The sequence below is a fragment of the Actinoplanes sp. NPDC024001 genome, from assembly GCF_040638955.1.
In the GTDB taxonomy this organism is placed as follows: domain Bacteria; phylum Actinomycetota; class Actinomycetes; order Mycobacteriales; family Micromonosporaceae; genus Actinoplanes.
The window spans coordinates 23,095-47,360 of the sequence record NZ_JBEZZB010000024.1 but is presented as its reverse complement, the minus strand read 5'-3'; the positions used below and the strand labels follow the sequence as shown (position 1 = coordinate 47,360).

General features: G+C 70.6%; 18 protein-coding genes. 10 read left to right on the top strand and 8 right to left on the bottom strand.

What is annotated here, in order from left to right:
• Window positions 1-6: 6 nt before the first annotated feature.
• Window positions 7-2,694, bottom strand: a complete 2,688-nt coding sequence (locus AB0F81_RS12295; RefSeq protein WP_360195165.1) for a BTAD domain-containing putative transcriptional regulator — start codon at window positions 2,692-2,694, stop codon at window positions 7-9.
• A 66-nt stretch (window positions 2,695-2,760) separates the two neighbouring features.
• Here AB0F81_RS12295 and AB0F81_RS12290 point away from each other — a divergent pair, with 66 nt between their 5' ends.
• Both AB0F81_RS12290 and AB0F81_RS12285 read left to right on the top strand, forming a co-directional pair.
• Window positions 2,761-3,426, top strand: a complete 666-nt coding sequence (locus AB0F81_RS12290; RefSeq protein ID WP_360195163.1) for a hemerythrin domain-containing protein — start codon at window positions 2,761-2,763, stop codon at window positions 3,424-3,426.
• A gap of 12 nt (window positions 3,427-3,438) precedes the next feature.
• Entirely contained in the window at window positions 3,439-4,176 is a 738-nt protein-coding gene (locus AB0F81_RS12285) for an N-acetyltransferase (protein ID WP_360195160.1), read from the top strand.
• A 261-nt stretch (window positions 4,177-4,437) separates the two neighbouring features.
• On the opposite strand, the gene AB0F81_RS12280 is transcribed toward AB0F81_RS12285, so the two are convergent.
• On the bottom strand, window positions 4,438-4,587 hold the full coding sequence (locus AB0F81_RS12280) for a hypothetical protein (protein WP_360195157.1): 150 nt from the start codon (window positions 4,585-4,587) through the stop codon (window positions 4,438-4,440).
• Window positions 4,588-4,818: 231 nt separating this feature from the next.
• Window positions 4,819-5,133: a hypothetical protein gene (locus AB0F81_RS12275; RefSeq protein ID WP_360195155.1), complete on the bottom strand. Its 315-nt coding sequence runs from the start codon at window positions 5,131-5,133 to the stop codon at window positions 4,819-4,821.
• A gap of 165 nt (window positions 5,134-5,298) precedes the next feature.
• Between AB0F81_RS12275 and AB0F81_RS12270 the strand changes: the two genes are divergently transcribed.
• Window positions 5,299-5,550, top strand: a complete 252-nt coding sequence (locus AB0F81_RS12270) for a DUF397 domain-containing protein (RefSeq protein ID WP_360195152.1) — start codon at window positions 5,299-5,301, stop codon at window positions 5,548-5,550.
• A gap of 39 nt (window positions 5,551-5,589) precedes the next feature.
• Here the strand turns inward: AB0F81_RS12270 and AB0F81_RS12265 are convergent, their stop codons facing one another.
• Both AB0F81_RS12265 and AB0F81_RS12260 read right to left on the bottom strand, forming a co-directional pair.
• Window positions 5,590-6,474 carry a helix-turn-helix transcriptional regulator gene (locus AB0F81_RS12265; protein WP_360195149.1) on the bottom strand — a complete coding sequence of 295 codons (885 nt, stop codon included), beginning with the start codon at window positions 6,472-6,474 and terminating at the stop codon, window positions 5,590-5,592.
• A gap of 615 nt (window positions 6,475-7,089) precedes the next feature.
• On the bottom strand, window positions 7,090-7,878 hold the full coding sequence (locus tag AB0F81_RS12260; RefSeq protein WP_360195146.1) for an SAM-dependent chlorinase/fluorinase: 789 nt from the start codon (window positions 7,876-7,878) through the stop codon (window positions 7,090-7,092).
• A gap of 73 nt (window positions 7,879-7,951) precedes the next feature.
• Between AB0F81_RS12260 and AB0F81_RS12255 the strand changes: the two genes are divergently transcribed.
• Window positions 7,952-8,878: an LLM class F420-dependent oxidoreductase gene (locus AB0F81_RS12255; RefSeq protein WP_360195143.1), complete on the top strand. Its 927-nt coding sequence runs from the start codon at window positions 7,952-7,954 to the stop codon at window positions 8,876-8,878.
• A gap of 347 nt (window positions 8,879-9,225) precedes the next feature.
• Here the strand turns inward: AB0F81_RS12255 and AB0F81_RS12250 are convergent, their stop codons facing one another.
• Window positions 9,226-13,833 (bottom strand): ATP-dependent helicase, encoded by a 4,608-nt coding sequence (locus tag AB0F81_RS12250; protein ID WP_360195140.1) that lies wholly within the window; start codon window positions 13,831-13,833, stop codon window positions 9,226-9,228.
• Window positions 13,834-14,058: 225 nt separating this feature from the next.
• Between AB0F81_RS12250 and AB0F81_RS12245 the strand changes: the two genes are divergently transcribed.
• Window positions 14,059-16,098 carry a protein kinase gene (locus tag AB0F81_RS12245; RefSeq protein ID WP_360195137.1) on the top strand — a complete coding sequence of 680 codons (2,040 nt, stop codon included), beginning with the start codon at window positions 14,059-14,061 and terminating at the stop codon, window positions 16,096-16,098.
• Window positions 16,099-16,128: 30 nt separating this feature from the next.
• On the opposite strand, the gene leuE is transcribed toward AB0F81_RS12245, so the two are convergent.
• Together leuE and AB0F81_RS12235 are read right to left on the bottom strand one after the other, a co-directional pair.
• Window positions 16,129-16,779: a leucine efflux protein LeuE gene (gene leuE / locus AB0F81_RS12240; RefSeq protein ID WP_360195134.1), complete on the bottom strand. Its 651-nt coding sequence runs from the start codon at window positions 16,777-16,779 to the stop codon at window positions 16,129-16,131.
• A 34-nt stretch (window positions 16,780-16,813) separates the two neighbouring features.
• Window positions 16,814-18,052: a bifunctional pyridoxamine 5'-phosphate oxidase family protein/GNAT family N-acetyltransferase gene (locus tag AB0F81_RS12235; RefSeq protein WP_360195131.1), complete on the bottom strand. Its 1,239-nt coding sequence runs from the start codon at window positions 18,050-18,052 to the stop codon at window positions 16,814-16,816.
• A gap of 61 nt (window positions 18,053-18,113) precedes the next feature.
• On the opposite strand from AB0F81_RS12235, the gene AB0F81_RS12230 reads away from it, so the two are divergent.
• From AB0F81_RS12230 to AB0F81_RS12210, 5 genes are all read left to right on the top strand, one after another.
• Window positions 18,114-19,460 (top strand): aminotransferase class I/II-fold pyridoxal phosphate-dependent enzyme, encoded by a 1,347-nt coding sequence (locus AB0F81_RS12230; protein ID WP_360195128.1) that lies wholly within the window; start codon window positions 18,114-18,116, stop codon window positions 19,458-19,460.
• A 71-nt stretch (window positions 19,461-19,531) separates the two neighbouring features.
• Window positions 19,532-20,194, top strand: coding sequence for a UdgX family uracil-DNA binding protein (locus AB0F81_RS12225; RefSeq protein ID WP_360195125.1), 663 nt, complete (start codon window positions 19,532-19,534; stop codon window positions 20,192-20,194).
• Window positions 20,195-20,229: 35 nt separating this feature from the next.
• Window positions 20,230-20,430 carry a DUF3046 domain-containing protein gene (locus AB0F81_RS12220; RefSeq protein ID WP_360195123.1) on the top strand — a complete coding sequence of 67 codons (201 nt, stop codon included), beginning with the start codon at window positions 20,230-20,232 and terminating at the stop codon, window positions 20,428-20,430.
• A gap of 196 nt (window positions 20,431-20,626) precedes the next feature.
• Complete coding sequence (gene recA, locus AB0F81_RS12215; protein ID WP_360195253.1) at window positions 20,627-21,673, top strand: recombinase RecA; 1,047 nt, start codon at window positions 20,627-20,629, stop codon at window positions 21,671-21,673.
• A gap of 14 nt (window positions 21,674-21,687) precedes the next feature.
• The gene (locus AB0F81_RS12210; protein WP_360195121.1) at window positions 21,688-22,461 is read left to right on the top strand and encodes a regulatory protein RecX; all 774 of its coding nucleotides are present in this window, start codon (window positions 21,688-21,690) and stop codon (window positions 22,459-22,461) included.
• Window positions 22,462-24,266: the final 1,805 nt, after the last annotated feature.

Here is a 24,266-nt window from a genome sequence, read left to right as displayed (position 1 = left end):
CTGCCCTCAATCGCCCACCAGGGCGATCATCTCGCTCTCGCCGATCTCCCGGGCCGCCGCCGCGGCGGCTTCCTGATCAACACCCCGCAGGGCTGCCGCCAGCGCGGCAGCGACGGCCGGGTGGGCCGCGTCAGGATCGACCCCATGACGTACGGCGTGCCGCCGCACCGCCGCGACCAGCACCGCCGCCTCCTGCGGGCGCCCGGACAGCGCCAGCGCGTATCCGGCCGTGTGCAGGCAGGCCAGCGCGTTGCCGATGTCGTTCTCGCCGCGGAACAGGTGCAGCGACCGGCGCACCGAGGCGAGCGCCCGCTGCGGGTCGGCCGGGGCGGCGGCGTCACCGCTCAGGTGGGCCCGGGCCATCGCCAGCTCGCCCAGGGCGGCCGCCCACCGGCTGCCCTGCGCCAGCGACGCGGCGATCCCCTCGGCGAGCAGCCGGCGGCCCTCCGCGATCCGGCCCAGCCCGGCCACCGCGTGACCGAGGCAGATCGTCCCGGACGGCACGATCCAGTCCTCGCCGTACTTGCGGGCCGCCTCCATCGACTCCCGGGCCAGCCGCGCCGCGGCCGCGTAGTCGCCGGTCGCCTCGTGGAACAGTGAGTCGTAGTAGAGCGTCTGCGCGTGGACGATCCTTCCCTCCCGGTCGGCCGGGACGCCCAGCGCGGTGTAGGTCTTCTCCAGACAGGCCGCGGCGCCCGCCAGGTCGCCCGCGATGAACCGCAGGGTTCCGGCGGCCGACCAGGCGCGGGCCCGGTCGGCAGCCGGCGCCCCGGGCGCCCCGGTGAGCCCGGCGGTGAGCAGGCGCAGGCCCTCGGCGACGTGCCCGCCCCGGTACCAGAACCAGCCCAGCAGCCCGGCCGTCCGCAGCGCCGCCGGTGGGTCGGCCGCCAGGTCGTGCTCGATTGCGGTGCGCAGGTTGGGCAACTCCCGGTTCAGGGTGCGGATCGCGTGATTGGACCGCTCCCCGCTCAGCTCCGGAACCCAGCGGGCGACCAGCTCCCGCATCCCGGCGGCGTGGGCGGCCCGGCTGCCCGCCGGATCCGGGTCGTGCGTCCGGCAGTAGGCCCGGACCATCTCCAGCAGCCGGTAGCGGGCCGGGGTGACACCGGTGTCCGCGACCACCACCGAGCGGGCCACCAGGCCGGAGAGGGCGGCCAGCTCCGGCCCGGCCGCGGTCAGGGTGAAGCCGCCCTCGTACGGCCACAGCCGCAGCAGCAGCGCCCGGTCGCCGGGCGGCAGCAGGTCCACGCTCCAGGCGACCGCCGCCTCCAGGGTCTGGTGCGGGGTGAGCGCACCGCGCGGCACCGGACCGAGCTCGGGGAACCGGTCGCCCAGCAGCTCGCTCAGCTCGCCGAGGCTGAGCACCCGGGCCCGGGCGGCGGCCAGCTCCAGCGCGAGGGGGATGCCGTCCAGGGCGGTGGCGATCCGCGCCAGATGGCCGGACTCCTCCGGGGTGGGCCGCCACCCCGGGCGCACCGCCGAGATCCGGTCGGCGAGCAGCGCGATCGCGTCGGCGGACGGCAGCGGCGCGACCGGCAGCAGCCGTTCCCCGTCGACGCCGAGGGGTTCCCGGCTGGTGGCCAGGATCCGCACCCCGGGGCAGCGGGCGAGCAGTTGCAGGACCAGGTCGGCCACCGGCTCCACCAGGTGCTCGCAGTTGTCCAGCAGGAGCAGGCCGGACCGGTCGGCCAGCGCCGCGGTCACCGCCTCGGTGGTGGATCCGCGCAGTCCGAGCACCGAGGCGACGGCGAGGACGGGCACCGTGGCGTCGGCCAGGCGCACGAACCAGGCCCGGTCGCCGGCGTGCTCGACGGCCAGCCGGGTCTTGCCGGCCCCGCCCGGGCCGACCAGGGTCACCAGGCGGCTCGTGGACATCAGCTCGTCCAGCGTGCTCAGCTCGGCGGCACGGCCGAGGAAGGCGGTGAGCGGGCGGACGGCGGGCGCCGGCCGCGACGGCAGCAGCAGCCGGGGATCCTGGGCCAGCAGGCGGCTCTCCAGCTCCTGCAGGGCGGGGCCGGGGTCGATGCCGAGCTCGTCGGCGAGCAGGGCGCGGACCCGGCGCAGGGTGGCCAGCGCGTCGGCCTGCCGCCCACTGCGGTACTGGGCGAGGATCAGCAGCTCCCAGCGGCGTTCGCGGTAGGGCTCCGCCCGTACGCCCGCCTCGAGATCACTGACCGCGCCCGGCGCATCGCCGGTGGCGATCCGGGCGGCCGACCGCTCCTCGGCCGCGACCGCGCGCAGCGCGTCGAGCTGTGCCCGGGAGGGCGCGGCGAAATCCGGCAGGTCGGCGAAGGCCTCGCCGCGCCACATCGCCAGGGCCGTGTCGAAGGCGCGCAGCGCCTCGCCGGGCCGCTCGTCCGCGAGCAGATCGCGCCCGCGCTGCACGGCGGCCGCGAAGCGGGCCGCATCGGTCTCGGCCACCCGCAGCCGATAGCCGTCCTCGACCCGTTGCAAGGCGTCGCGCGCCCCGCCGAGGGAGCGCCGCAGGCGCGACACATAAGCCTGCAGGGAGACCGCCGGGCTGGCCGGTGGCGCGCCCGCCCAGAGCGCCTCGGCCAGGGTGTCCTCGCTGACCGGCCGGCCCTCCGCCGCGATCAGCGCGGTCACCAGCCGGCGCGGCAGCGGGCCGCCCAGGTCGACCGGGGAGCCGTCCGTCTCGACCTCGGTCGGCCCGAGCACCCTGCCGATCAGCACCGGCCGATCATAGAAGTGCAGGTGGCTTGCAGGCAGTCTGCAAGCCGACCCGGGCATCGTCGTCGCATGACGACGATCGACACGACCGAGCCGGTCGACACCTGGGAGATGGTGCTGGTGCACCGGGTCTTCCGCCGCGAGTTCCGCCTGCTGCCGGGTCTGGTCCGGGCCGTCGCGCCGGGCGACACCGCCCGTGCCGGGGCGATCGCCGACCACCTGAGCAACCTGGCCGGCGCGCTGCACCACCACCACACCGCCGAGGACGAGCTGCTCTGGCCCCAGCTGCTGAACCGGGCCGGGATGCACGCCGACCTGATCCACCGGATGGAGGCCCAGCACGACCGGCTGCACGAACCGCTGGCCCGCATCGGCGAGCTGAACCCCCGCTGGCGGGCCACGGCCGCGGCGGCCGACCGCGACGAACTGGCCGAGGTGATCGCGCAGGCTTCGGTCGCGCTGGACGAGCACCTCGCCGACGAAGAGGCCGAGATCCTGCCGCTGGTTTCGCGTTATCTGACCCACGCGGAATGGGACGCGCTGGGCAAACGCGGTCAGGAGAGCATTCCGAAGAACAAACTCGCCCTGGTCTTTCTCGGCTCGATCTTCGAAGAGGCCACCCCGGAGGAGAAGAAGCGGTTCCTGGCACAGTTGCCGCCGCCGATTCGGCTGGTGTGGCGGTTGTTCGGTGATCGGGTCTACCGAAAAGCGCGTGACCGGGTGCGCGTCGGCTGACACCCTGCGCGCATGGAACTGGACATCGCTCCGGTCGGTGACCGGTGGGAACTTCTCGACGAACTCGAGGGTCTCTGGCCGGAATTCATGACCAAGGATCCGACCTCGTCGCTCTACTACCTCCACTACGAGAAGTTCTGGCCGGACTTCGTGCTCGTCGCGGTGGATCGAGAGGACGGGCGAGCGGTGGCGGTGGCGCACTCGGTGCCGATCTCCTTCGCCGGGAGCATCGCCGACGGAATGCCCGAGACCGGCTGGGACTGGGTCGTTCGCACGGCCGTTCACGACCGGTTCTCCGGCACCTCGCCGACCATCGTGTCGGCCCTGGAGATCTCGATCCGCCGCGATCGGCGCGGCGGCGGCATCTCCGCGCGGATGCTCGCCGCGATGCGCGACAACGCGGCCCGGCACGGCTTCACCGATCTGGTGGCGCCGGTCCGGCCCAGTGCCAAGACAGCTCAGATCACCAAACCCATTGATGCGTACGCGTACGAGACGCGCGCTGACGGGCTGCCGGTCGATCCGTGGCTGCGGGTGCACGTCCGCGCTGGTGGGCGGATCGTCAACGTGGCGCACCAGAGCATGGTCATCACCGGGACGCTGGAGCAGTGGCGTTCCTGGACCGGCCTGCCGTTCACCGAGAACGGCCCGGTCGAGGTGCCGGGCGCCCTGACCCCGGTGCAGTGCGACGTCGCCCAGAACTCAGCCGTCTACGTCGAGCCAAATGTGTGGGTTCATCACCGTATCTGAATGCGCGAAGAAGCCTCCCGCCGAGGTGGTGGGAGGCTTCTTGCTGCCGGACTTCTACTACCTGACCCGGCTTTGCCGGGCCTTGCCGGGCTCGGTTTCGCCGGTGTGGCGGGCTCGGCATTGCCGGTTGCCGTGCTCCGCTTTGCCGGCCTCGCCGGGCTCGGCCTTGCCTGTCATTGCCGGGCCTTGCCGGGCTCGGGTTCGCCGGGCCTTACCGGGCGCAGCAACTGGTGGGCCTGGCCGGGCTCGGCTGCGCCGGGCTCACCGGATGAAGATCGGTAAGACCGGTTCACCGAGCAGGTAGAAGAAGAGCATCGCCGTTGCGGCAACAACGATGATCAGGCAGAGACGCAGAGTTTCCTGCCATCCGAAGATGGCGGTCCACACCACGTCGAGTGGTTCTGCTGGCACCCTAATCCCTCCCTCCGGGCAGAGTTGGATCTATTTCTCGGACGGCCGGCCAATCGACCGGCTGTCCATTTCGAGGATGCAAGAGGAATGTGCCGGTTGTATAGCGTCGCTCGCACTTCTGCAAAAAATGGCGAGTCATGCACGTGCATTTCGCTCGGACGGTACCTCTTTCTGGAATGTTTCCGCAGGTCGCGGTCGCATTACAGGAGCGATCAGAATTGTGCGCATTGCTCAATGAAAATCGCGGCGGTCGGTATGCACTGTCGCGAACTGCCGTTGGCGCCGGGGCGGCGGCGCGCCGCGACGCTCCGAACGCGGAGCCCGGATGGCTGCTGGCCGGTTCGCCGTGCCCTTGTTGCCGAGGGGCACCCTGTCCTGTGCGAACTGCCCAAGGCCATCAGTCGACCGGCATCCTGCCGGTCGACTGCCCGACGCGAGCGGCGAGCCGTTGTCGATCTGCGCGCGGCAACCAGCCATGTTGCAGAGTGATTCCAGCAAACTGTTATCGGCAAAGAGCAAACGCGGGGAAGAGGTCTTCTTGATCATTGATTTCTTGATCGCTGGGACCGCAAACAGAGTTCTCCGATAGTGCGTCATTCAAGACCACTCGGCAGAGTGAGAATTCCTTGCTCAATATGCAGCGCGCTGGTACGTTCGCAAGCCGCGGCTCTTGTGCGTGGGCTACCCTGTGCTGGGTTCGCGATTTTTTCCATGCGCGCCAGGCGCATTCAGCTTCACACACGGATCAGGGGATTAGCAATGGGGCCTCTTACTGCCCGTTGGCGCAAGAGCACACGGAGTGCTCAGGGTAATTGCGTCGAAGTTTCATACTCCAACGAAATGATCTTGGTTCGGGACACCAAAGCGCAGGGCGAGGGACCGACGCTCTCGTTCACTCGTGGCGAGTGGTCGGCGTTCGTCGCCGGCGTGCGCCAGGGAGAGTTCGAGCTGCCGCAGCGGTGACGTGCTGTCGGCCGGCCGTGCGAGCGGCCGGCCGGCCGATCAGATGTCGGCGATCGCCCTCTCCACCATCGCGATCGCGTCCTCGTTCTTCAGGGCGATCTGTTCGATGTTCCAGAAGGACTCCAGGTAGGCGGCCGTGGCCGGCATGTCATCCTTGATCAGCAGCTCACCCCGGAAGTCCTCGAGGTAGAGGACATCCTCGTTCTCGCCCGGCGACGGCAGCTCGAACAGCACATAAGCCCCGCGCATCATCTGATACAGCCCCGCCCCGAACGGGACGATCCAGATAGTCGCGTCGGGCTGTGTCAAGGCGTGCCGGATCCGCTCCAGTTGGCGACGCATCACGTCGGGGGTGCCCACCTGCCGGCGCAGGACGCTCTCGTCCATGGCAAGAAAGATCTTGGGCGCGTCCTCCCGCTGGCTGAGCCTTTCCTGCCGGTCCATTCGCAGGTCAACCAGGCTGTCGATCTGATCCAGCAGTTTCGGGTTCGGGTTGGAGATGGAGGGGGCCATCTGCGCCAGAGTGGCCCGCGCGTACTCCTCGGTCTGGAGCAAGCCGGGCACCACGACCGGCTCGAAGTTGCGGATGATCGAGGCGGCCGACTCGTAGCTGAGGAACCGTGACAGCTCCTGAGTGATGACGTCCTTGTAGGGAGCCCACCAGGCCGGCTCCTTCGCGGCCCGGGCCATGCCGATCAACTCGTCGATGCGGACCTGGTCGTCGATCTTGTAGAGCTGCAGAAGCACCTTCAGGTCGTTGATCGAGATGCCGACCGCGCCGGTCTCGATCCGGATCAGCTTGGACAGCGACCAATCCATCGCCGGCGCGACTTCTCGCTGCGAGAGTCCCGCAGCCTCACGTGCCTTGCGCAACTCGACACGCAGTCGTCTGCGCTGCACCATCGGGTCTCGGCTCGTAATCATCGCCGCAGCACCTCTAGTCGAAACGTCGTTCCGCCGGTCGCATCTGGTCGCGGTCCCGGCAAACGGTACGTCGAGTCCACAAAGAGCAGCATAGGTCACACGCGACGACGGGTCGAAAACGCGTAGAATCCGCCGCTCGGCGGACCGTTGCCTGGCCCGATCGGCCAAATCACCGCGACGAGGGCCACTTCGTCCGGGTCCGCCGGCGCCCAGCCGTCCGTTCGAGTCGAATGCCCATCGCTGACGCGGGTCGCGTAACGCTCCTGCAGGTCGGCATCGCTCACACGGTTCGCGCGGGTCGGGCATTGTTCGTGCGGGTCGCGTATCGCTCGTGCGGGTCGCGTATCGCTCGCGCGGGTCGGGCATCGCTCACACGGGTCACGTACCGCTCATGTGGGTCGACACCCACAACGGGCGGGTGGTGTTCCTACTCGCGGTTCAGCCGACTGCACATGTCGCACCGCGTACCGCGGTAGGCGGGCCGCCTACCGCCCACTTCCCATGCCGGGCCGCCCACCGCCCATGCCGGGCCGATTACCGCGTGGCGCCCGAAAGGCCCCGCCGGCGGAGAAGTCGTTGGTGTCGCTGGGGCCGACGGCGGACGGGCTGATTTGGTCAGCGGGCGGCGATGCGGACCAGGTCGCCCGGGCGGACTGAGAGGACGACGACCGCGCGGCCGTTGTTGACGGCGATGGCGACTCGGTCGGCTGAGTCGGCGAAGACCAGCAGCTCGCCCGCGTTGACGTCGGCGAACGTGGTGCCGCGCCTGGCTCGGACGCTGCCGTTGACCAGGAGTTCGGGGCCGAGGCCGGAGAGCATCGCGCCTTCCGCTGCCAGCTGGACGTTGCCGAAGCGGTCCACGGTGAGAACTTCGGCCTCGATCCAGCCGTCGCCGACGGTCACGGCCGGGTCGGGAAGGCGTACCAAAGTGGCCGGATCGATCGCGGGCCCGGCGTCGGCGGCCGCCGACCCGGCGGCCAGCCGGGCCGCGGCCGGGGCGAAGACGTCCCGTCCGTGGAAGGTGCGCGACACGTCGCCGAGCGTCCAGTCCTTGTTGCCCAGCTCATGAGCGGTTTCGACGCCGCCCAGCGCCTCCGCCGCCCAGATCAGCAGCCCGTTGTCCGGCCCCACCAGCAGGCCGCCGGGGGTGCTGAGCACCACGCCGCGCCGGGCCGTCCCCACTCCCGGGTCCACCACCGCGAGATGCACCGACGGCGGCAGGTAGGGCGCGGTCTGAGCCAGCACCGCGGCACCCCGGGCCACATCGGCCGGCGGCACGTGGTGAGTGATGTCGATCACTCGAACCTCGGGCGCGACGCGCGCGATCGAGCCATGGCAGGCCGCGACGAAACCGTCGAACGTGCCGTAATCGGTGGTGAAACTGATCCATCCATAACCGGCCATGGTGGCAAACGTTACTGCCTGTTGTTGACCGATGTGGGACGGGCGCGCCGCGCCGGCATGGCAGGGTTGATCCATGCGTCTCGTGATCTTCACCGAACCCCAGCAGGGCGCCAGCCACGACGACCTGCTGCGGGTCGCCAAGGCCGCCGAGGACGGCGGATACGACGGATTCTTCCGTTCCGACCACTACCTCAAAATGGGCGACGGGTCCGGGCTGCCCGGCCCGACCGACGCCTGGATCACGCTGGCCGCGCTGGCCGTTCAGACGTCCCGGATCCGGCTCGGCACGCTGGTCAGCTCGGCGACCTTCCGGCTGCCGGGCCCGCTGGCCATCGCGGTGGCCCAGGTCGACGCGATGAGTGGCGGCCGCATCGAGTTCGGCCTGGGTGGCGGCTGGTTCGAGGCGGAACACACCGCCTACGGCATCCCGTTCCCCGCGCTCGGCGAGCGCTTCGACCGGCTCGAGGAACAGCTCGAGATCATCACCGGTCTGTGGGCCACGCCGGAAGGCTCCACATACGGCTTCGACGGCAAGTACTACCAGGTCAGCGACTCGCCGGCCCTGCCGAAGCCGGTTCAGTCGCCGGTACCGGTCATCGTCGGCGGCCACGGCAAGAAGCGCACGCCGGCCTTGGCCGCCCGCTACGCCGCCGAGTTCAACGTCCCGTTCTCCAAGATCGAGGACATCCCCGCCCAGTACGACCGGGTCCGCGCCGCCAGTTCGGCCATCGGCCGCGCCGAGCCGCCGGCCTTCTCCGCCGCGGCGGTCCTCTGCGTGGGCCGGGACGATGCCGAGGTCCGGCGCCGGGCCGCGGCCATCGGTCGCGAGGTCGAGGAGATGCGAGCCAACGGAGGCATCGTCGGCACACCGGCCGAGGCCGTCGACACCATCGGCCGCTATGCGGAAGCCGGCGCGTCCCGCCTCTTCCTCCAGGTGCTCGACCTGAGCGACCTCGACCACGTCGACCTGGTCGCCTCCGAGGTGGCCGCGCAGCTCTGATCGCCTCCCCGCTGTAGCTCCCAAGCCGTCACGATGGTGGTCGCCTCCCGAGGGTGGCCACCATCGGCCGTTTCCCTCGCCCCCATCGTCTTCGTCCAGGCGGCCGTCGTCGGTCGCCGCGTCGGTGACCGAAGGCGGCCGGGATCAGTGCCTTGGCCGCCCGCATCGGTGACCGAAGGCGGCCGGGATCAGTGCCTTGGCCGCCCGCATCGGTGACCGAAGGCGGCCGCGATTAGTGCCTTGGCCGCCCGCATCGGCTGACCCCGGACGGCTCTTTGGCCATGCCACACGTGGGCCGTAGCCTTCACCCCCACCGTCTTTCCATCCGTGACGCTGATCAGGTGTGTTCAGGCACGCAGGCGGAGGCCGCGGGGGGTGGTGCGGAAACCGGCGGCGGTCAGCGCATCCCGCAGTGGTGACGCGTGGACCGATTCGCCGTCGGCGCGTTCCACCGACATCGCGCCGAGGGCTCCCGAGCGCACTGCTCCGGCCAGGCCGTGTGCGGCTTTCGTCAGCGCCTCGGAATCGTCGGTGAACGACAGCAGCGTCCGGCCGCCGCGCTCGACATAGAGCACCACCTCGCCGCCGACCAGGACCACCAGGGCTCCGGCCTTGCGTCCCGCTCGGTGGCCGGCCTTCGCTGTCGGCTCGCCGTCGCCGCTGTCCACGACCCGTTCCGGCCACGGCAGCGCCGCGCCATACGGGTTCGCCGGATCGGTGGCCGCCAGCACCACGGAACTGCCGGCCCGTTTCGCCAACTCGGCCGGTTCGGCGAGCGCACGCAGACGATCCACCGCGCCCGGCACGGCGAACTGCGCCGCCCCCAGCCCTTCGACGAAATAGCCCCGGCGGGCCGCGCCACGCTCCTCGAGCGCCGCCAGCACCGGATAGACCGCTGCGAATCCGCCGGTCACCCCCTCGGCCATGGCCGCACCCCTGGTGACCACACCATGCCGTTCCAGCAGCAGGTCGGCGACGGCGGCCGCGCGCCGGGTGGGATCGAGATCCCGCTCCGGCAGCCGGGACCAGCGCCCCGCCATGTTCAGCGGACCGGTGCGGGACGGCATATTGGGCCGGCCCGGTCGCCGATAGCGGGCGCGCGCCGGCGCCGCCTTCGCCCGGTGCGCGCCGCTCCCGCCGAGCAATGCCCGCAGCGGCGCGAACGTGTCGTTGGTCAGGTGCCCGGCCCAGACCAGATCCCACACCGCCGCGGCGAGCTCCGTGTCGTCGGTCGAACCGACCCGGTCGGAGAGCGACCGGAAGAACAGCGCCTGCCCGTCGCCGAGCGAATCCAGAATCGTCTGATGGAGCGGCGTCGCCGCGAACTCCTCATCCGGCGGCGGCAGCAGAAGCGGCGCGCTGTCCGCATAAGCCAGCGTCACCCAGCCGTCCCCACCGGTGATCGACCCGGAGCCGGCCCACAGCACCTCACCACTGCCGCACAACTCGTCGAGCAGAGGCGCGGCGTAATCGGCGACTCGTGCGGGCAGAACCAGCCGCTCCCACGCGGAGGCCGGGACCGCCACGCCCTGCACCTGCTCGATCGCCGCGGCGACCGCGTCCACTCCGCGCGCGTTGCCGCCCACCTGCTGCCACCGGGGCAGGAACGCGGCGAGAACCGCGGGCGGCACCGGCTCGATCTCCCGCCGCAGCGCGGCCAGAGACCGGCGCCGCAGCATGCGCAGCACCTCGGCGTCGCACCACTCGGTGCCCGCGCCGCCGGGGGAGAACTCGCCGGAGGTGACCCGCCCGGTTGCGCTCAGCCGTTTCAGCGCCTGCTCGACGACGAACACGCCGAGCCCGAAACGGGCCGCGCAGGTGGCTGCCGCGAACGGTCCGTGCGTTCGCGCATATCTCGCCACCAGATCGCCCAGCGGATCGGGGACCGGCTCCAGGTAGGCCTCCGGGATGCCGACCGGCAGCGCCACGCCGAGGGCGTCCCGGTAACGCCCGGTGTCCTCGACGCCGATCCACCGCTCCTCTCCGGCGACGCGGATCGCGACCGCACGCCGGGCGGCCTGCAGGCTCAGCACCCACTCCTCGGGAACACCGCGCTCGGCCAGCTCGGCGGCGGAGAGATCACCGAGAAGCCGGAGCAACTCGGCCGCGTCCTCCGCGTCCCTGGGGGCGCGCTGTGCCGTGCGCCATTGCAGCTGCGCCTCGGTCTCGGCGACGACCTGTGGATCGAGCAGCTCGCGCAGGTCGACGCGGCCCAGCAGCTCACCGAGCAGGGTGGAGTCGAGCGCCAGGGCGGCGGCCCTGCGCTCGGCGAGCGGAGCGTCTCCCTCGTACAGAAAAGCGCCCACGTAGCCGAAGAGCAGCGACCGGGCGAACGGCGACGGGCGCCCGGTCTCCGTCTCGACCAGCCGGACCTTGCGCCCGGAGATCTCCCGCATCAGGCCGGCCAGGCCGGGCACGTCGAAGACGTCCTGCAGGCACTCGCGGGCGGCCTCCAGAGTCACCGGGAAGTCGGCGAACTCCCGTGCCACGTCGAGCAGTTGCGCTGACCGTTGCCGCTGCTGCCAGAGCGGTTGACGACGCCGGGGATCGCGCCGGGGCAGCAGCAGCGATCGGGCGGCACACTCGCGGAACCGGGCGGCGAACAACGCCGAGGTGCCGACCGACTCCTCCACCAACTGGGCGATCTCCTCCGGGTCGAAGGTGACCAGATCCGCGCCGGGCGGCTCGTCAGCGGTGTCCGGGAGCCGGATCACGATGCCGTCGTCGGAGGGCATGACCTGGCCGTCCACCCCGTACCTCTCGGCGAGACGGCGACCGATCGCCAGCGCCCAGGGCGCGTTCACCCGAGCGCCGAGCACGCAGTGCACGGTCATCCGCCAGTCGCCGAGTTCGTCACGGAACCGCTCCACGACGATGGTGCGGTCGTCCGGCAGGTGGCGGGTCGCCTCGCGCTGCTCGCGCAGGTAGGCCACCAGATTGTCGGCGGCCCACTCGTCGAGCCCGGACTCGCGCAACGTCGCGGTGGCACGCTCGTCGCCGGCCCGGGTCAGCGCGCGCAGCCGGGCGCCGATGGCCCTGCCGAGCTCGATCGGGCGACCGGGGGAGTCACCTTTCCAGAACGGCATCCGGGCCGGTGCGCCCGGAGCGGGCGAGACCAGCACCCGGTCCGGAGTGATGTCCTCGATCCGCCAGGAGGTGGAGCCCAGGAGGAACACGTCGCCGACGCGAGACTCGTAAACCATTTCCTCGTCGAGCTCGCCCACCCGTGAAGCGCGCTCCGAGCCGGCCAGGAAGACACCGAAGGTGCCACGGTCCGGAATGGTGCCACCACTGGTCACGGCCAGGCGCTGGGCGCCGGGACGGCCGGTGAGCACGTCGGTGCCCCGGTCCCAGACCAGGCGCGGCCGCAGCTCGGCGAAGGCCGTCGACGGGTAGCGGCCGGAGAGCATGTCCAGCACCGCGTGCAGCGCGGAGTCGGGCAACTCGGCGAAGGGAGCGGCACGGCGGACCAGTGTGGCCAGCTCGTCGACCTGCCAGGCGTCGAGTGCCACCATCGCGACGATCTGCTGAGCCAGCACGTCGAGCGGGTTGCGGGGATAGCGCAACTCCTCGATTGCGCCCTCGCCCATCCGCTCCGCGACGACCGCGCAGGAGAGCAGGTCGCCGCGGTGTTTCGGGAAGACAACGCCACGCGACACCGCGCCGACCTGGTGACCGGCCCGGCCGATGCGCTGCAGGCCGGCGGCCACCGACGGCGGCGCTTCGATCTGCACGACCAGGTCGACCGCGCCCATGTCGATGCCCAGCTCCAGGCTCGAGGTGGCGACCACGGCGGGGAGCCGGCCGGACTTGAGCGCCTCCTCGATCTGTTTGCGCTCCTCACGCGAGACGCTGCCGTGGTGAGCGCGGGCGACCACCGGCGGGGCGCCTCTGGTGCCGCCCGCCTGCGCCATGATCTCGGCGGGCATCCGGGCGAAGGCCGGCGACGGCTGCCCAGCGCCCGGCCGGTCGCTGGCCGCCTGACCGTCGGCCTCCTGGCCCGCGGTCGCCTGATCAGCTCGCTCGTCGGCGAGCTCGTTGAGACGGGCGCAGAGGCGCTCGGAACCCCGCCGTGAGTTCGTGAAGACGATCGTCGACCGGTGAGCCTCGATGAGGTCGAGAACCCGCTCCTCGACCGCCGGCCAGATCGATGGCGTGTGCCGGCCCTGCCCGGGGTCATCACCGCCCGGCTCGGGCCCCTCGTCGAGGCGGGTCATGTCCTCCACCGGGACCTCGACCGCCACCTCGATCGTCTTGGCGCTGCGCGGCTGCACGATCTCGACGTCCTGCGCGCCACCGAGGAACCGTGCGGTCTCGTCGATCGGCCGGACCGTCGCGGACAGGCCGATGCGCTGTGCCGGACGCTCCAACAATGCGTCCAGCCGCTCCAGCGAAAGGGCGAGATGAGCGCCGCGTTTCGTGGCCGCGACCGCGTGCACCTCGTCGATGATCACCGTCTGGACACCGCGCAACGAGTCACGGGCGGCAGAGGTGAGCAGCAGGAACAGCGACTCCGGCGTGGTGATCAGGATGTCCGGCGGTGTGCGGGCGAAACCACGCCGCTCCTCCGCCGGGGTGTCTCCGGTGCGCATGCCGACCGTGATGTCGGGCGGCGGCAGGCCCAGGCGCCCTGCCGCCTGCCGAATGCCGGTCAGCGGTGCCCGCAGGTTGCGCTCCACGTCGACGGCCAGTGCCTTCAGCGGGCTCACATAGAGCACCCGGCAGCGCTGTCTGACCTGCTCGGGAACCGGCTCACGAGCGAGCTGGTCGAGGGACCAGAGGAACGCTGCCAGCGTCTTGCCGGAACCCGTGGGGGCCACCACCAGCGCATTTCGCCTCGCCCCGATCGCCCGCCAGGCGCCGGCCTGGGCAGCGGTGGGCGCGGCGAAGGCGGCCGTGAACCACTCCCGGGTGGCCGGGCCGAACTTCTCGAGCACCTCTCGCATGCCGTCCATCCTCTCTCGGGGGTACGACAGAAAACGGCGGCTCCGTACCCCGTACCCCTGCTTGATGCCCTGGGTGAGGTCGCGCTGAGCGCGACCGTGCCGGCTGGCGCTGGGGTACGCCGGTTCGAAGCCCTTTCGCGTCCCATCGGGACGCACGCGGCGACCGGGTGATCGTCGTTCCGTGGGCGGTCTGTGGCTGATTATCCTGATACCCGACGTGATGGGTGGGTGCCGATGGCGGTCAGGCAGATGCTCGTCGCAGGCCGGTACCGCCTTTTGGAGCCGGTCGGCGCCGGTGGAATGGGACGGGTCTGGCTGGCCCGCGATGAAATGCTGCACCGTGACGTGGCGATCAAGGAGATCGTTCCGCCCGACTGGATGACCGACGCCGAGAAGGACCGGCTGCGGGACCGGACGTTGCGTGAGGCGCGCAGCGCTGCCCGGCTCAATCATCCGCACGTCGTCCGGATCTACGACGTCGTGCAACACGAGGGCCAGTCCTGGATCGTCATGGAGTACATCGCGTCGCGATCGCTCCACCAGGTCCTCCAGGAGGAAGGCCCCTACGACCCGGCGGGTGCCGCACGCATCGGGCTCGCCGTCCTGGACGCGCTGGATGCGGCGCACCGTGCTGGAGTGCTGCACCGCGACGTGAAACCGCACAACGTGCTGATCGGCGTCGATGGCCAGGTGGTGCTGACCGATTTCGGGCTCGCCACGTTCGTTGACGACGGCACGGTCACCGCGCCGGGCCTGATCGTCGGCTCGCCGCAGTATGTCTCCCCGGAGCGTGCCCGGGACGGGGCATCCACGGTGGAATCGGATCTGTGGTCTCTCGGCGCCACGGTTTACGCAGCTGTCGAGGGCCGCTCGCCGTATGCGCGGGAGACCGCCATGGCGACGCTCGCCGCACTCGCCACCGAACCCCCGGACCCTCCGGTACGCGCCGGCCCGCTCACCTCCGTCCTGGAGGGACTTCTGCGGTACGACCCCAGCACCCGGCTCACCGCGAGAGAGGTCGAGAACCGGTTGCGTCTCATCGTGGCGATCGACCACCGGGAGGTTCCGCTCGTGCCGGGCCAGCGCGGCGTTCGGCAGCACCGTCCCGTCGAGACGCACCAGCCCGCGGACAGTGCCACCACGGACGATCTCGGCGGCGAGCCGCCATCGGTCGCTCCATCCGAGCAGACGACAGTTGCTCCGGCGCCCGAGACTCCGGCCGGGCCGGTGCTCCCGCTGACCTCGCCGGAAGGCGACCTCCCGCACCATTCGCCGCCGGAGGAGCCGGATTCTCGTCCGGACGATGCCGGCGAGGCGAGCACGACCCCACTCCATCAGGGAAGTCAAGCGCTGGTGCGCGTGATACCGCAGCCGAGCGCCGTTCTGGCCGGTCAGATCGTGGAACGCGCGGCGCACCCGGGGCGACGCCGGTCGTTGCGCAGCCTCGCCACCGCCCGGTACGCCGTGGTCGCCGGCGTGGCAATGCTCCTGATCGGCGGTAGCGTCTCGGCGGGTTACCTGGCACAGAACAGCCGGCCCCGCGCGCATGTGGTGCTTCCGCCCGCGCCCAGCGCGCCGGTGTCCGAACCGGTACGGACCGAACCGTCCCCATCCGGCCGCTCGCCCTCCGCCGCCTCGCCGTCCAGAGCCGCCAGTGCGTCTCCGTCCGCGCCCCTGCCGACCACCGGAGTCGCCGACCGTGGCGGGTTCGCGCCCGTCGCCTGTGACTCGCCGCCTCAACCCGGCGCCCGGGTCACCCCGAAGAAGGGCGCGGCGCGGGGTGTCAACGGCTGGACGCTGCTTGCCGGCTGGTCCTACTTCACCAACGGCTCGGGTTTCCACCTCGCCGTTCCGGACGGCTGGACCTACCGGCGGACCGGCGACACGTACTGCTTTCGCGATCCCCGAAGCTCCGTCGTGATGAGCCTCGACGCCGGACGTGACGCCGGCGCTGACCCGCTCCAGGCGTGCCATGCGGAAGACCTCCGTCTCAAGAGCCGTTCCACGGTGTCCGGGTACGCACTGATCTCCATCACGTCGGTGCCGTTGCTGTACAAGGCGGCCGACTGGGAGTTCCGCTATCGAGGGACGGACGGCGGTCCCAGACGTGCGAGCGTCCGCTGGTTCGCGGTCAACGGCAGGGCGTACGTCATCGGCTGGTCCACGCCCGAAGGGGTCTGGCCGGACCACCTGAGCAAGATGCAGATGGTCCGGAGCACCTTCTACGCGGATCGGGCCGGCCGGACCTCGACCGCGGAGGCGGACCGAGGTTGAAGCCGGCGGCCGGAACGGGCCGGTGGGCTGTCAGCCGGCGCTCGCCGTGGCGAGCTTGACGCCGAAACCGACGAAGAGAGCCCCCACGCCCGTGGTGGCGCCCGCCGCCAACCGGCGGCGTTCCCGGAACTGCCCGGCGAGGAAGCGCCCACCGAAGATCAGCGCCGACAGGTAGAGCACGCTGAAGAACTGCACCACCGTGCCGAGAACCAGGAACGACAGCGCCGGATGTGGGTAGCCCGGCTCGACGAACTGGATGAAGAAGGACACGAAGAACAGAATCGCCTTGGGATTGAGCAGGCTGATCACCGCGGCCCGGCGGAACGGGTGCCGCATCCCGGGCAGCTCGCCCATGTCCGGCGGTGCCGCCTCCGAACGGTGCCGCCATCGCTTCCACGCGCTGCGGATGATGTTGACACCGACCCAGGACAGATAGACGGCACCCGCGTATTTCAAGACCAGGAAGAGCGGGGGATAGGTGCCCAGCAACGAGGACACCCCGGTGGCCGAGAGGATCATGAGCACCGCGTCGCCGATGAAGACGCCGCACGCGGCCTGGTAGCCGGCTCGCACACCGCGCCGGGCGCCGACCGACAGCACGAAGATGGAATTCGGCCCCGGCAGCAGGATGATGGCGACCACACCGAGGACGTAGGTCCAGAAGTCGGTGATACCTAACACAAGCCCCTCCCCTCGGGCCGATGACGGATCCGCCTCATCCGGCAACCAATCTGTCCCGCAGCCGCCGTGCGGCCGCCGGCCACTCATCCGCCGTCATGGCGAACAGTACGGTGTCGCGCCAGGTGCCGTCGGGCCGCGGCCGCTGCCGGCGGATCAGCCCGTCGCGGGTGGCGCCCAGCCGGGCGATCGCCTGCTGGGACCGCTCGTTGCGAATGTCCGTGTACCAGAAGACCCGCTCGGCGCCGAGCACGTCGAAGGCACGCTCCAGCAGCATCAGTTTCGCCTCGGTGTTGACGCCCGTGCGCCACCACTTGCGGCCGACGAGGGTGTGCCCGATGCCGAGAGAGCGGTAGCCCGGGTCGATGTCGTGGTAGGTCGTCATGCCGATGACCGCCCCGCTGGCGGGGTCGATCTGAGCCCAGCCGGCCCGGCCTCCCAGCCACTGGCCGCGCAGCACGCCGGCGATGTCCTCGGCCATCTCTTCCGGGTTGCGTGGCCGTGGCGTGGGGATGTGCCGCCAGACCTCCTCGTCGTCCAGCGCCTCGAACAGGCCCTCCGCATGTGCCGGGACCAGCGGTTCGAGCCGCACGTGCCTGCCTTCCAGCACGACCGGCGTCTGCCACTCGGAAGGGTGGCCGGGAAGGTAGGCCGGGAGCGGCGCGGCAGTGCCCGGCTCGGGCAGCGGAGGCCCGGCCACCGTCCGCAACGGCAGGACGCCGGCCCAGTGCGGAAGGTCCAGGTCGGCCGGATCGTCCATGACGCCGCCGCTGCGCGCCCGCACCGACACCTCCGCGAGGGGCAGCGCCAGAACGGTCGTCTGGGCCAGCTCCTGACGGGTCGGCGGCCTGCTGTCGGCCGCCCGGCCGGAGCCGACCTTGTCGACCAGGGCGGTGAGCACGGTGCGCTTCTCGTCCTCACTGGTGACCGGCCGGGCGACACCCAGCGCCACCACCGAGCGGTAGTTGGCGCTGTGGTGGAACTGCGACCGCCCGAACACCAGACCGTCGAGCAGCGTGACGGTCACACAGACCGGCACGCCGTTGCCGCGAGCCGCCAACCCCAGCCGGCCGCCGGTCGAGCCGTGCAGGTAGAGCGTGTCGCCCACCCGGACATGAAGATTGGGCAGGACGCGAGGCTCGCCATCGACGACGAAGCCGACCGCGCAGTCATACGCCTCGTCCAGAATCGCGTGCGCCGTCTCCCGCTCGTAGTGCATCCGGTTGCGATTGCGCGTGGCAGTGGTGCGCTGGGTGGGGGTGTAGAGGTCGGTCATGGTGGCCTCCGCGAGGGCGATCTTCTTGCGTACGGCGCTGTACTAGTACAGAATCGAATCTGTGCCAGGACAGTATCAGGTCACGGGTGAGACCGCCGCCGAGATTTCGGCCAGCATCGAGTCGGGCATCGTCCACGGCGACTGGGTGTCCGGAGCCGCTCTTCCCTCGGTGCGAGCGCTGGCCGAAAGCCTGCATGTCAGCCCCGCGACGGTGGCCAAGGCGTATCAGGAGCTCCGGCAGCGCGGCGTGATCGAGACCGAGGGGCGGCGAGGGACCCGGGTGCGTGCCCGGCCCGCCTTGGCGGTGCCCCGGTCAGGGGCGCGGTTGCCGGCGCCGGCCGGTCTGCGCGATCTCTCCACGGGCGAGCCCGACATCCGGTTGCTGCCGCCGCTCGGTCCGTTGCTGGCAGTGGTGGCCGCCGAGACCGGCCCGCCGCAGGCTTACGCGACGGCGGTGACCATGCCGGAGTTGATCGAGGCGGCTCGCCCACGCCTGCTGGCCCAGGGCATTCCGGTGGAGGAAGCGACATTCGCCGTGACCGCGGGCGCCCTCGACTCGATCGAGCGGGTGCTGATCGCCCACCTGCGGCCCGGGGACGCGGTCGCCGTCGAAGACCCCGGCTGGGCGGGGCTGATCGACCTGATCGCCGCCCTGGGTATGCGAGTGCTGCCGTTCGCCGTGGATGCGGAGGGTCCGGACCCGGGTCAGCTCGCGGCCGCGTTGCAAGCCGGCGCGCGGGCCGTCGTCATCACCGTGCGGGCGCAGAATCCGACCGGCGCCGCGGTCAGCGCGGAGCGAGCCGCACGGCTTCGGGAGCTGCTTGCCGGCCACCCCGAGGTCGTGGTCATCGAGGATGATCACGCCGCCGAGCTGGCCGAGCAGGCGCCGCACTGCGTGGGCCCGGTCACCCGCTCGTGGGCATTCGTCCGATCCGCCTCGAAACCGTTCGGGCCGGATCTGCGTATCGCGGTGCTGGCCGGCGACGAGACCACCGTCGCCCGGGTGGTCGGCCGGATGCGCATCGGGATGGGCTGGGTGTCGACCACGCTGCAGCGGCTGCTCCTGCGGCTCTGGCAGGATCCCGGCGTCACCGCGCAGGTCGCCACCGCCGCTGAATCCTATGCGCGACGTCGCCGAGCTCTGCGCGACGAGCTACGAGCCTTCGGCATCCCAGCCACCGGAGACAGCGGCATCAACGTCTGGATCCCGGTGCCTGACGAGACCCTGGCGGTCGCGGCGATGCGTGACGCCGGATATGCCGTCGCGCCCGGCTCGATCTTCCGGGTTCGCTCCGAGTCTGCGATCCGCATCACCATCAGCGCGCTGGACGAGGCGGAGATCCCCGAGCTGGCGAGAGCGGTCGCCGCGGCCGTCCGGCCCTCGGCTGTCGCCGGCCCGATGCGATGACGGACTTGGCAGTCCACCGTGCGGGTTAGGCCGGGCGGCATGGAGATGGCCACTGCGGGTAGAACGGAGGGATGCCGAGGACCGAGGCGCCAATCGGAGCGCAGCAGTGGGTGCCGTCGCAGTCGCGAAGCATCGACGATCTGAAGTCGGCTGCCGCAGACTGCCAAGGCTGTGAGCTGTATCAGGACGCGACGCAGACCGTGTTCGGTCGCGGCGCGCCCCACGCAAAGATCGTCTTTGTAGGGGAGCAGCCTGGCGATGTTGAGGACCAGCGCGGTCTGCCATTCGTCGGCCCAGCCGGCCGGCTTCTGCGGGAGGCTGTCGACGACGCCGGCATCGACCCCGGCGATCTCTACATCACCAACGCGGTCAAGCACTTCCGTTTCGAGCTGCGGGGCCGGCGGCGGATCCACCAGAACCCGGGGCCCGCCCACATCACGGCCTGCCGGCCCTGGCTGGTGGCGGAGTTCGCCCAGCTGAAGCCGCAGGTGGTGGTCATCCTCGGTGCGACCGCGGGCCGGGCGCTGCTCGGGCCGTCGTTCCGGGTCACCAAGTCGCGGGGGCGGCTGATGCCCTGGCCGGGTTCCGCCGAGCACCCGGAGGACTTCCCCGTGGCCGAGATCCAGGCGCTCGCCACGATCCATCCGTCGGCGGTGTTGCGGGCGGATGATCGTGAGACGGCGTACCGCGGGCTGGTCGACGATCTGCGGGTGGCAGCCGGGGCGCTCGCCTGAGAGGTCGCCGGGGCCGCCGTGGGTAGGCTCGTAGCGTGCGGCTGACTGATTTCTGGGAGCGTCTCGAAACGACGTTCGGATCCGCCTATGCCCGCAGCATTGCGGCGGATCACACTTTCACGGATCTCGGTGGGCGGACCATCGACGAATCCATCGCTCAGGGTGTCGAGACGGCTACTATCTGGCGCGCTGTGGTGGCGGCGTACCCCGATCGGGTGCCTGCTCGCCTGCGTTGAGCCGCTTTTCGTACGCTTGTTCTGGCGTGTCGCTCGATCGTCGTACAGGTGTTCGGCTATTGTCCACAGCGGCTTGGCCATCCACAGCCCACGGTGGGGCGGAAGATTTTTGTCATACCCACCGCATACCGTGTCGGCCGTGGTGAACAAGAGCTCTTCGACGAAGACCGCGAAGTCGAATACAGGGGTGGCGGCAATGGTGGCAGGACCGGATCGGGAAAAGGCGCTCGAACTCGCGCTGGCACAGATCGACAAGCAGTTCGGCAAGGGCTCGGTGATGCGGCTCGGGGAGCGTCCGGTCGTGCAGACCGCCGTCATCCCGACCAGCTCCATCGCCCTCGACGTGGCGCTCGGCGTCGGCGGCCTGCCGCGTGGCCGCGTCATCGAGGTCTACGGGCCGGAGTCGAGCGGTAAGACCACGGTTGCGCTGCACGCCGTGGCCAACGCGCAGAAGGCCGGCGGTATCGCCGCCTTCATCGACGCGGAGCACGCGCTCGACCCGGAGTATGCACGGGCGCTCGGCGTCGACACCGACGCGCTGCTCGTCTCCCAGCCGGACACCGGTGAGCAGGCGCTCGAGATCGCGGACATGCTGATCCGCTCCGGTGCGCTCGACATCATCGTCATCGACTCGGTGGCCGCTCTCGTGCCGCGCGCCGAGATCGAGGGTGAGATGGGCGACAGCCACGTCGGTCTCCAGGCCCGGCTGATGAGCCAGGCGCTGCGGAAGATCACCGGCATCCTGAACAACTCCGGGACCACGGCGATCTTCATCAACCAGCTGCGCGAGAAGATCGGCGTCATGTTCGGCTCGCCGGAGACGACGACCGGTGGTCGCGCTCTGAAGTTCTACGCGTCCGTCCGTCTCGACGTCCGCCGGATCGAGAGCCTGAAGGACGGCACCGACGTCGTCGGTAACCGGACCCGGGTCAAGGTCGTCAAGAACAAGGTGGCCGCGCCGTTCAAGCAGGCCGAGTTCGACATCATGTATGGCAAGGGCATCTCGCGGGAGGGCTCGCTCATCGACGTCGGCGTCGAGCAGAGCATCATCCGCAAGTCCGGCGCTTGGTATACGTATGACGGCGACCAGCTCGGCCAGGGCAAGGAGAAGGCGCGGGAGTTCCTCAAGGAGAACCCCGACGTCGCCGCCGAGATCGAGAAGAAGATCCTGGAGAAGCTCGGCGTGGGGCAGACCACCGGTGACGCCGCGGGTGGCCCCGAGCTGCCGCCGGTCGACTTCTGATTCGGTAGGCCGCTGTGGCCGGACGACGTGGTGCACGGTCCGGGCGAGGATGGGATGCCATCCCGCCCCGGGCCGGTGCCGGAGAATCCGCGGACGCCGAGTCCGGTGGGTATCGCCGAGGTGGTGGGCGACGCTACGGGGCAGGACGGCGGCGTCCGTCAGCGGACGATGCGGGGCCGGATGCCGGCTTCGAGGATCCCGGCTCTGGTGATTCATCGGAAGCTGCCGAGCGGCGGCCGGCGAAGCCGCCGCAGAGTGAGGCCGAGCTGGCTCGGGAGATCTGCCTGCGCCAGCTGGCCGTCCGTCCGCGCACGCGTGCCGAACTGGCGAAGGTGCTGACTCGGAAGGAGATCTCCGAGGAAGTGATCGCTGAGGTCCTCGATCGCTATGACGAGGTCGGCATGATCGACGACGCGGCTTTCGCCCGTGCGTGGGTGTCGAGCCGGCACCACGGCCGAGGGTTGGCCCGGCGGGCACTCGCCAACGAGCTGCGCCAGCGCGGGGTGGATCCGGAGGTGGCCGTCGAGGCGCTGGAGTCCGTCGACGACGAGGCTGAGGCGGCGACCGCGCGCGCCCTGGTGGATCGCAAGCTGCGGACGGCCAACGGCGCCCCGGACGCGGTGTTCCGCCGGCTCGTCGCCATGCTGGCGCGCAAGGGCTACTCCGCCGGGGTCGCCATCCGCGCCGTGAAGGACGCGATGGCCGCCCGCGACGCGGAGGCGGCGGAGTTCGCCGACGCGATCGATGCCGACGCCCTGGCCGACCAGGCCGGAGACTCGCCGATCTGAAGCCTCACCGCGGCCGGAGACGGAGTAGTCGGCCGCGGTGGTAGCGCGGCCTGTCGGCTGCCGATCGAAGTCCGTTCGCCATGAGCATTCTGCTTCGGGGTCGTTCAGCGGCGGCATAGCCTCCGGGCGACCCGCTCGCCGGAGGCGCGGCCTCCGAGCAGACCGTCCGCGCGGGGCATGGCTTCCGAGGCGGGCCGCTCACGAGAGGGCAGCCTGTCGGCTCCCGAGTGCGCTTTTCGCTGTCGGTTCCCGAGCGGGTTGTCTGCTGCGCGCAGGGCGTGTCGGCTCCGGAGCGGGTTGTCTGCTGCGCGCAAGGCGTGTCGGTTCCCGGGCGGATCCTCTGCCGGGCGCATGACCTGCCGGCATCCGAGCGGGCCGTTGCGCTGGACACCTGGCTCGTCCGCTTTCCCGCGGTTCCGCTCGTCGACCACCCACCACCCCACCGCCGCGCGCGACCATCCCACCGCAGGCGAAACGGCGGCCTCCCCGGCCATTGGCGGCGCCGAGTAACCGCTCACCGATATAGTCCCGATGTGAGGATCTTTCCTCTTGTGGTCTTTCAGGGGAATCTTCCGCGGCGCCCACGTGGCCTCGCGGCGGACCCTCAGCGCCGTAACCCTCCGTGTTGCCGAGGCTTCCGAGGGCCGGACGGGCGATGATGAGATCTGAGATCGCGGTTCCGGTGAGTACTGAGGTCTAGGCGTCATCGGACGGTACGTCGGAAATATCCCGGCGAGATCGTGAGCTGGGCGTAAGCATGTCTGTGCCGTACGTCCTATCCGCTGCCGAATCATGAGTCCTTGACCGAAGCGGTGCTCGCGACCTAGCCTCGCGTTACACAAGGTTTGTTCGACCATCGTAAGCAACAGGCACAACATAGATCGCATTACATTACGGCATCACTTGGTCGGCCTCGGTCGTCCAGTTCGATGCCTCCGTCAGCCGCTGACCGCGCGGCAGGCGGCGCGACATACCGGCGGTCGACCCCACAACTCCACATACTCCGATCCGAGCAGCGAGCGGCCGACTCGCAAGCCGGAGGCACCCGCCACCGATCAGTGGGCGTGAATGCTCGTCGGGCGATGATCTCGCCCGACGCGTTCTTCATACCGCACCAGAGGGAGCGATGCTTCTCGGCTCGCGGCCGGCTGTGGCGTTGGCGAACGGTGATCCGCTCCGAGCGGCCCGCGACGATCCAGCGATGGCGACTCGCGAGGCGATCCAGCGGTGGTGACCCGCGAGGCGATCCAGCAATGGTGACCCGCGAGGCGATCCAGCAATGGTGACCCGCAAGGCCGTTCAGTGGCGGAGGTGAACCGCAAACGGTACGCATCCAGCGAACCAGCAGCGGTTGACCGACCGGCTCCGGCGAGGCGATCCGCGCAGGCCTCCGACCTGACCGGACGATCCGGCGACCCGCGAACGGCCGACAGGCCGCGCGTGGCCACCGGGCGACCGGAAGGGCAAGCCTAAAGGCCGGTTCTCGCAGGGCACTGGTTTCCGGACCGGCGGGACGACCCGGCAGGCAACACCAGCCAGCCGGCCGACCCACCGCAAGCACCGGTCACCCATAGAGCGGACGACGGGCGGCAGCACCGGTCATCCTCAAGATGGGCGACGGGCGCGTGCCATCCCCAACCGGCGGCAGGCGCAAGCCATGCCATCGGCACCGGACCCCGCCACCGTCAGCCACCACGCCACCCGGACTGCAGGCCCGGCCGGCCTCCTCAAGACTCCGCACCCCGCGGAGCAGAAGAGGCCCGACAACGAGCCGAGGAAGCCCAAGGCCAGGCAACGAAGGGCCA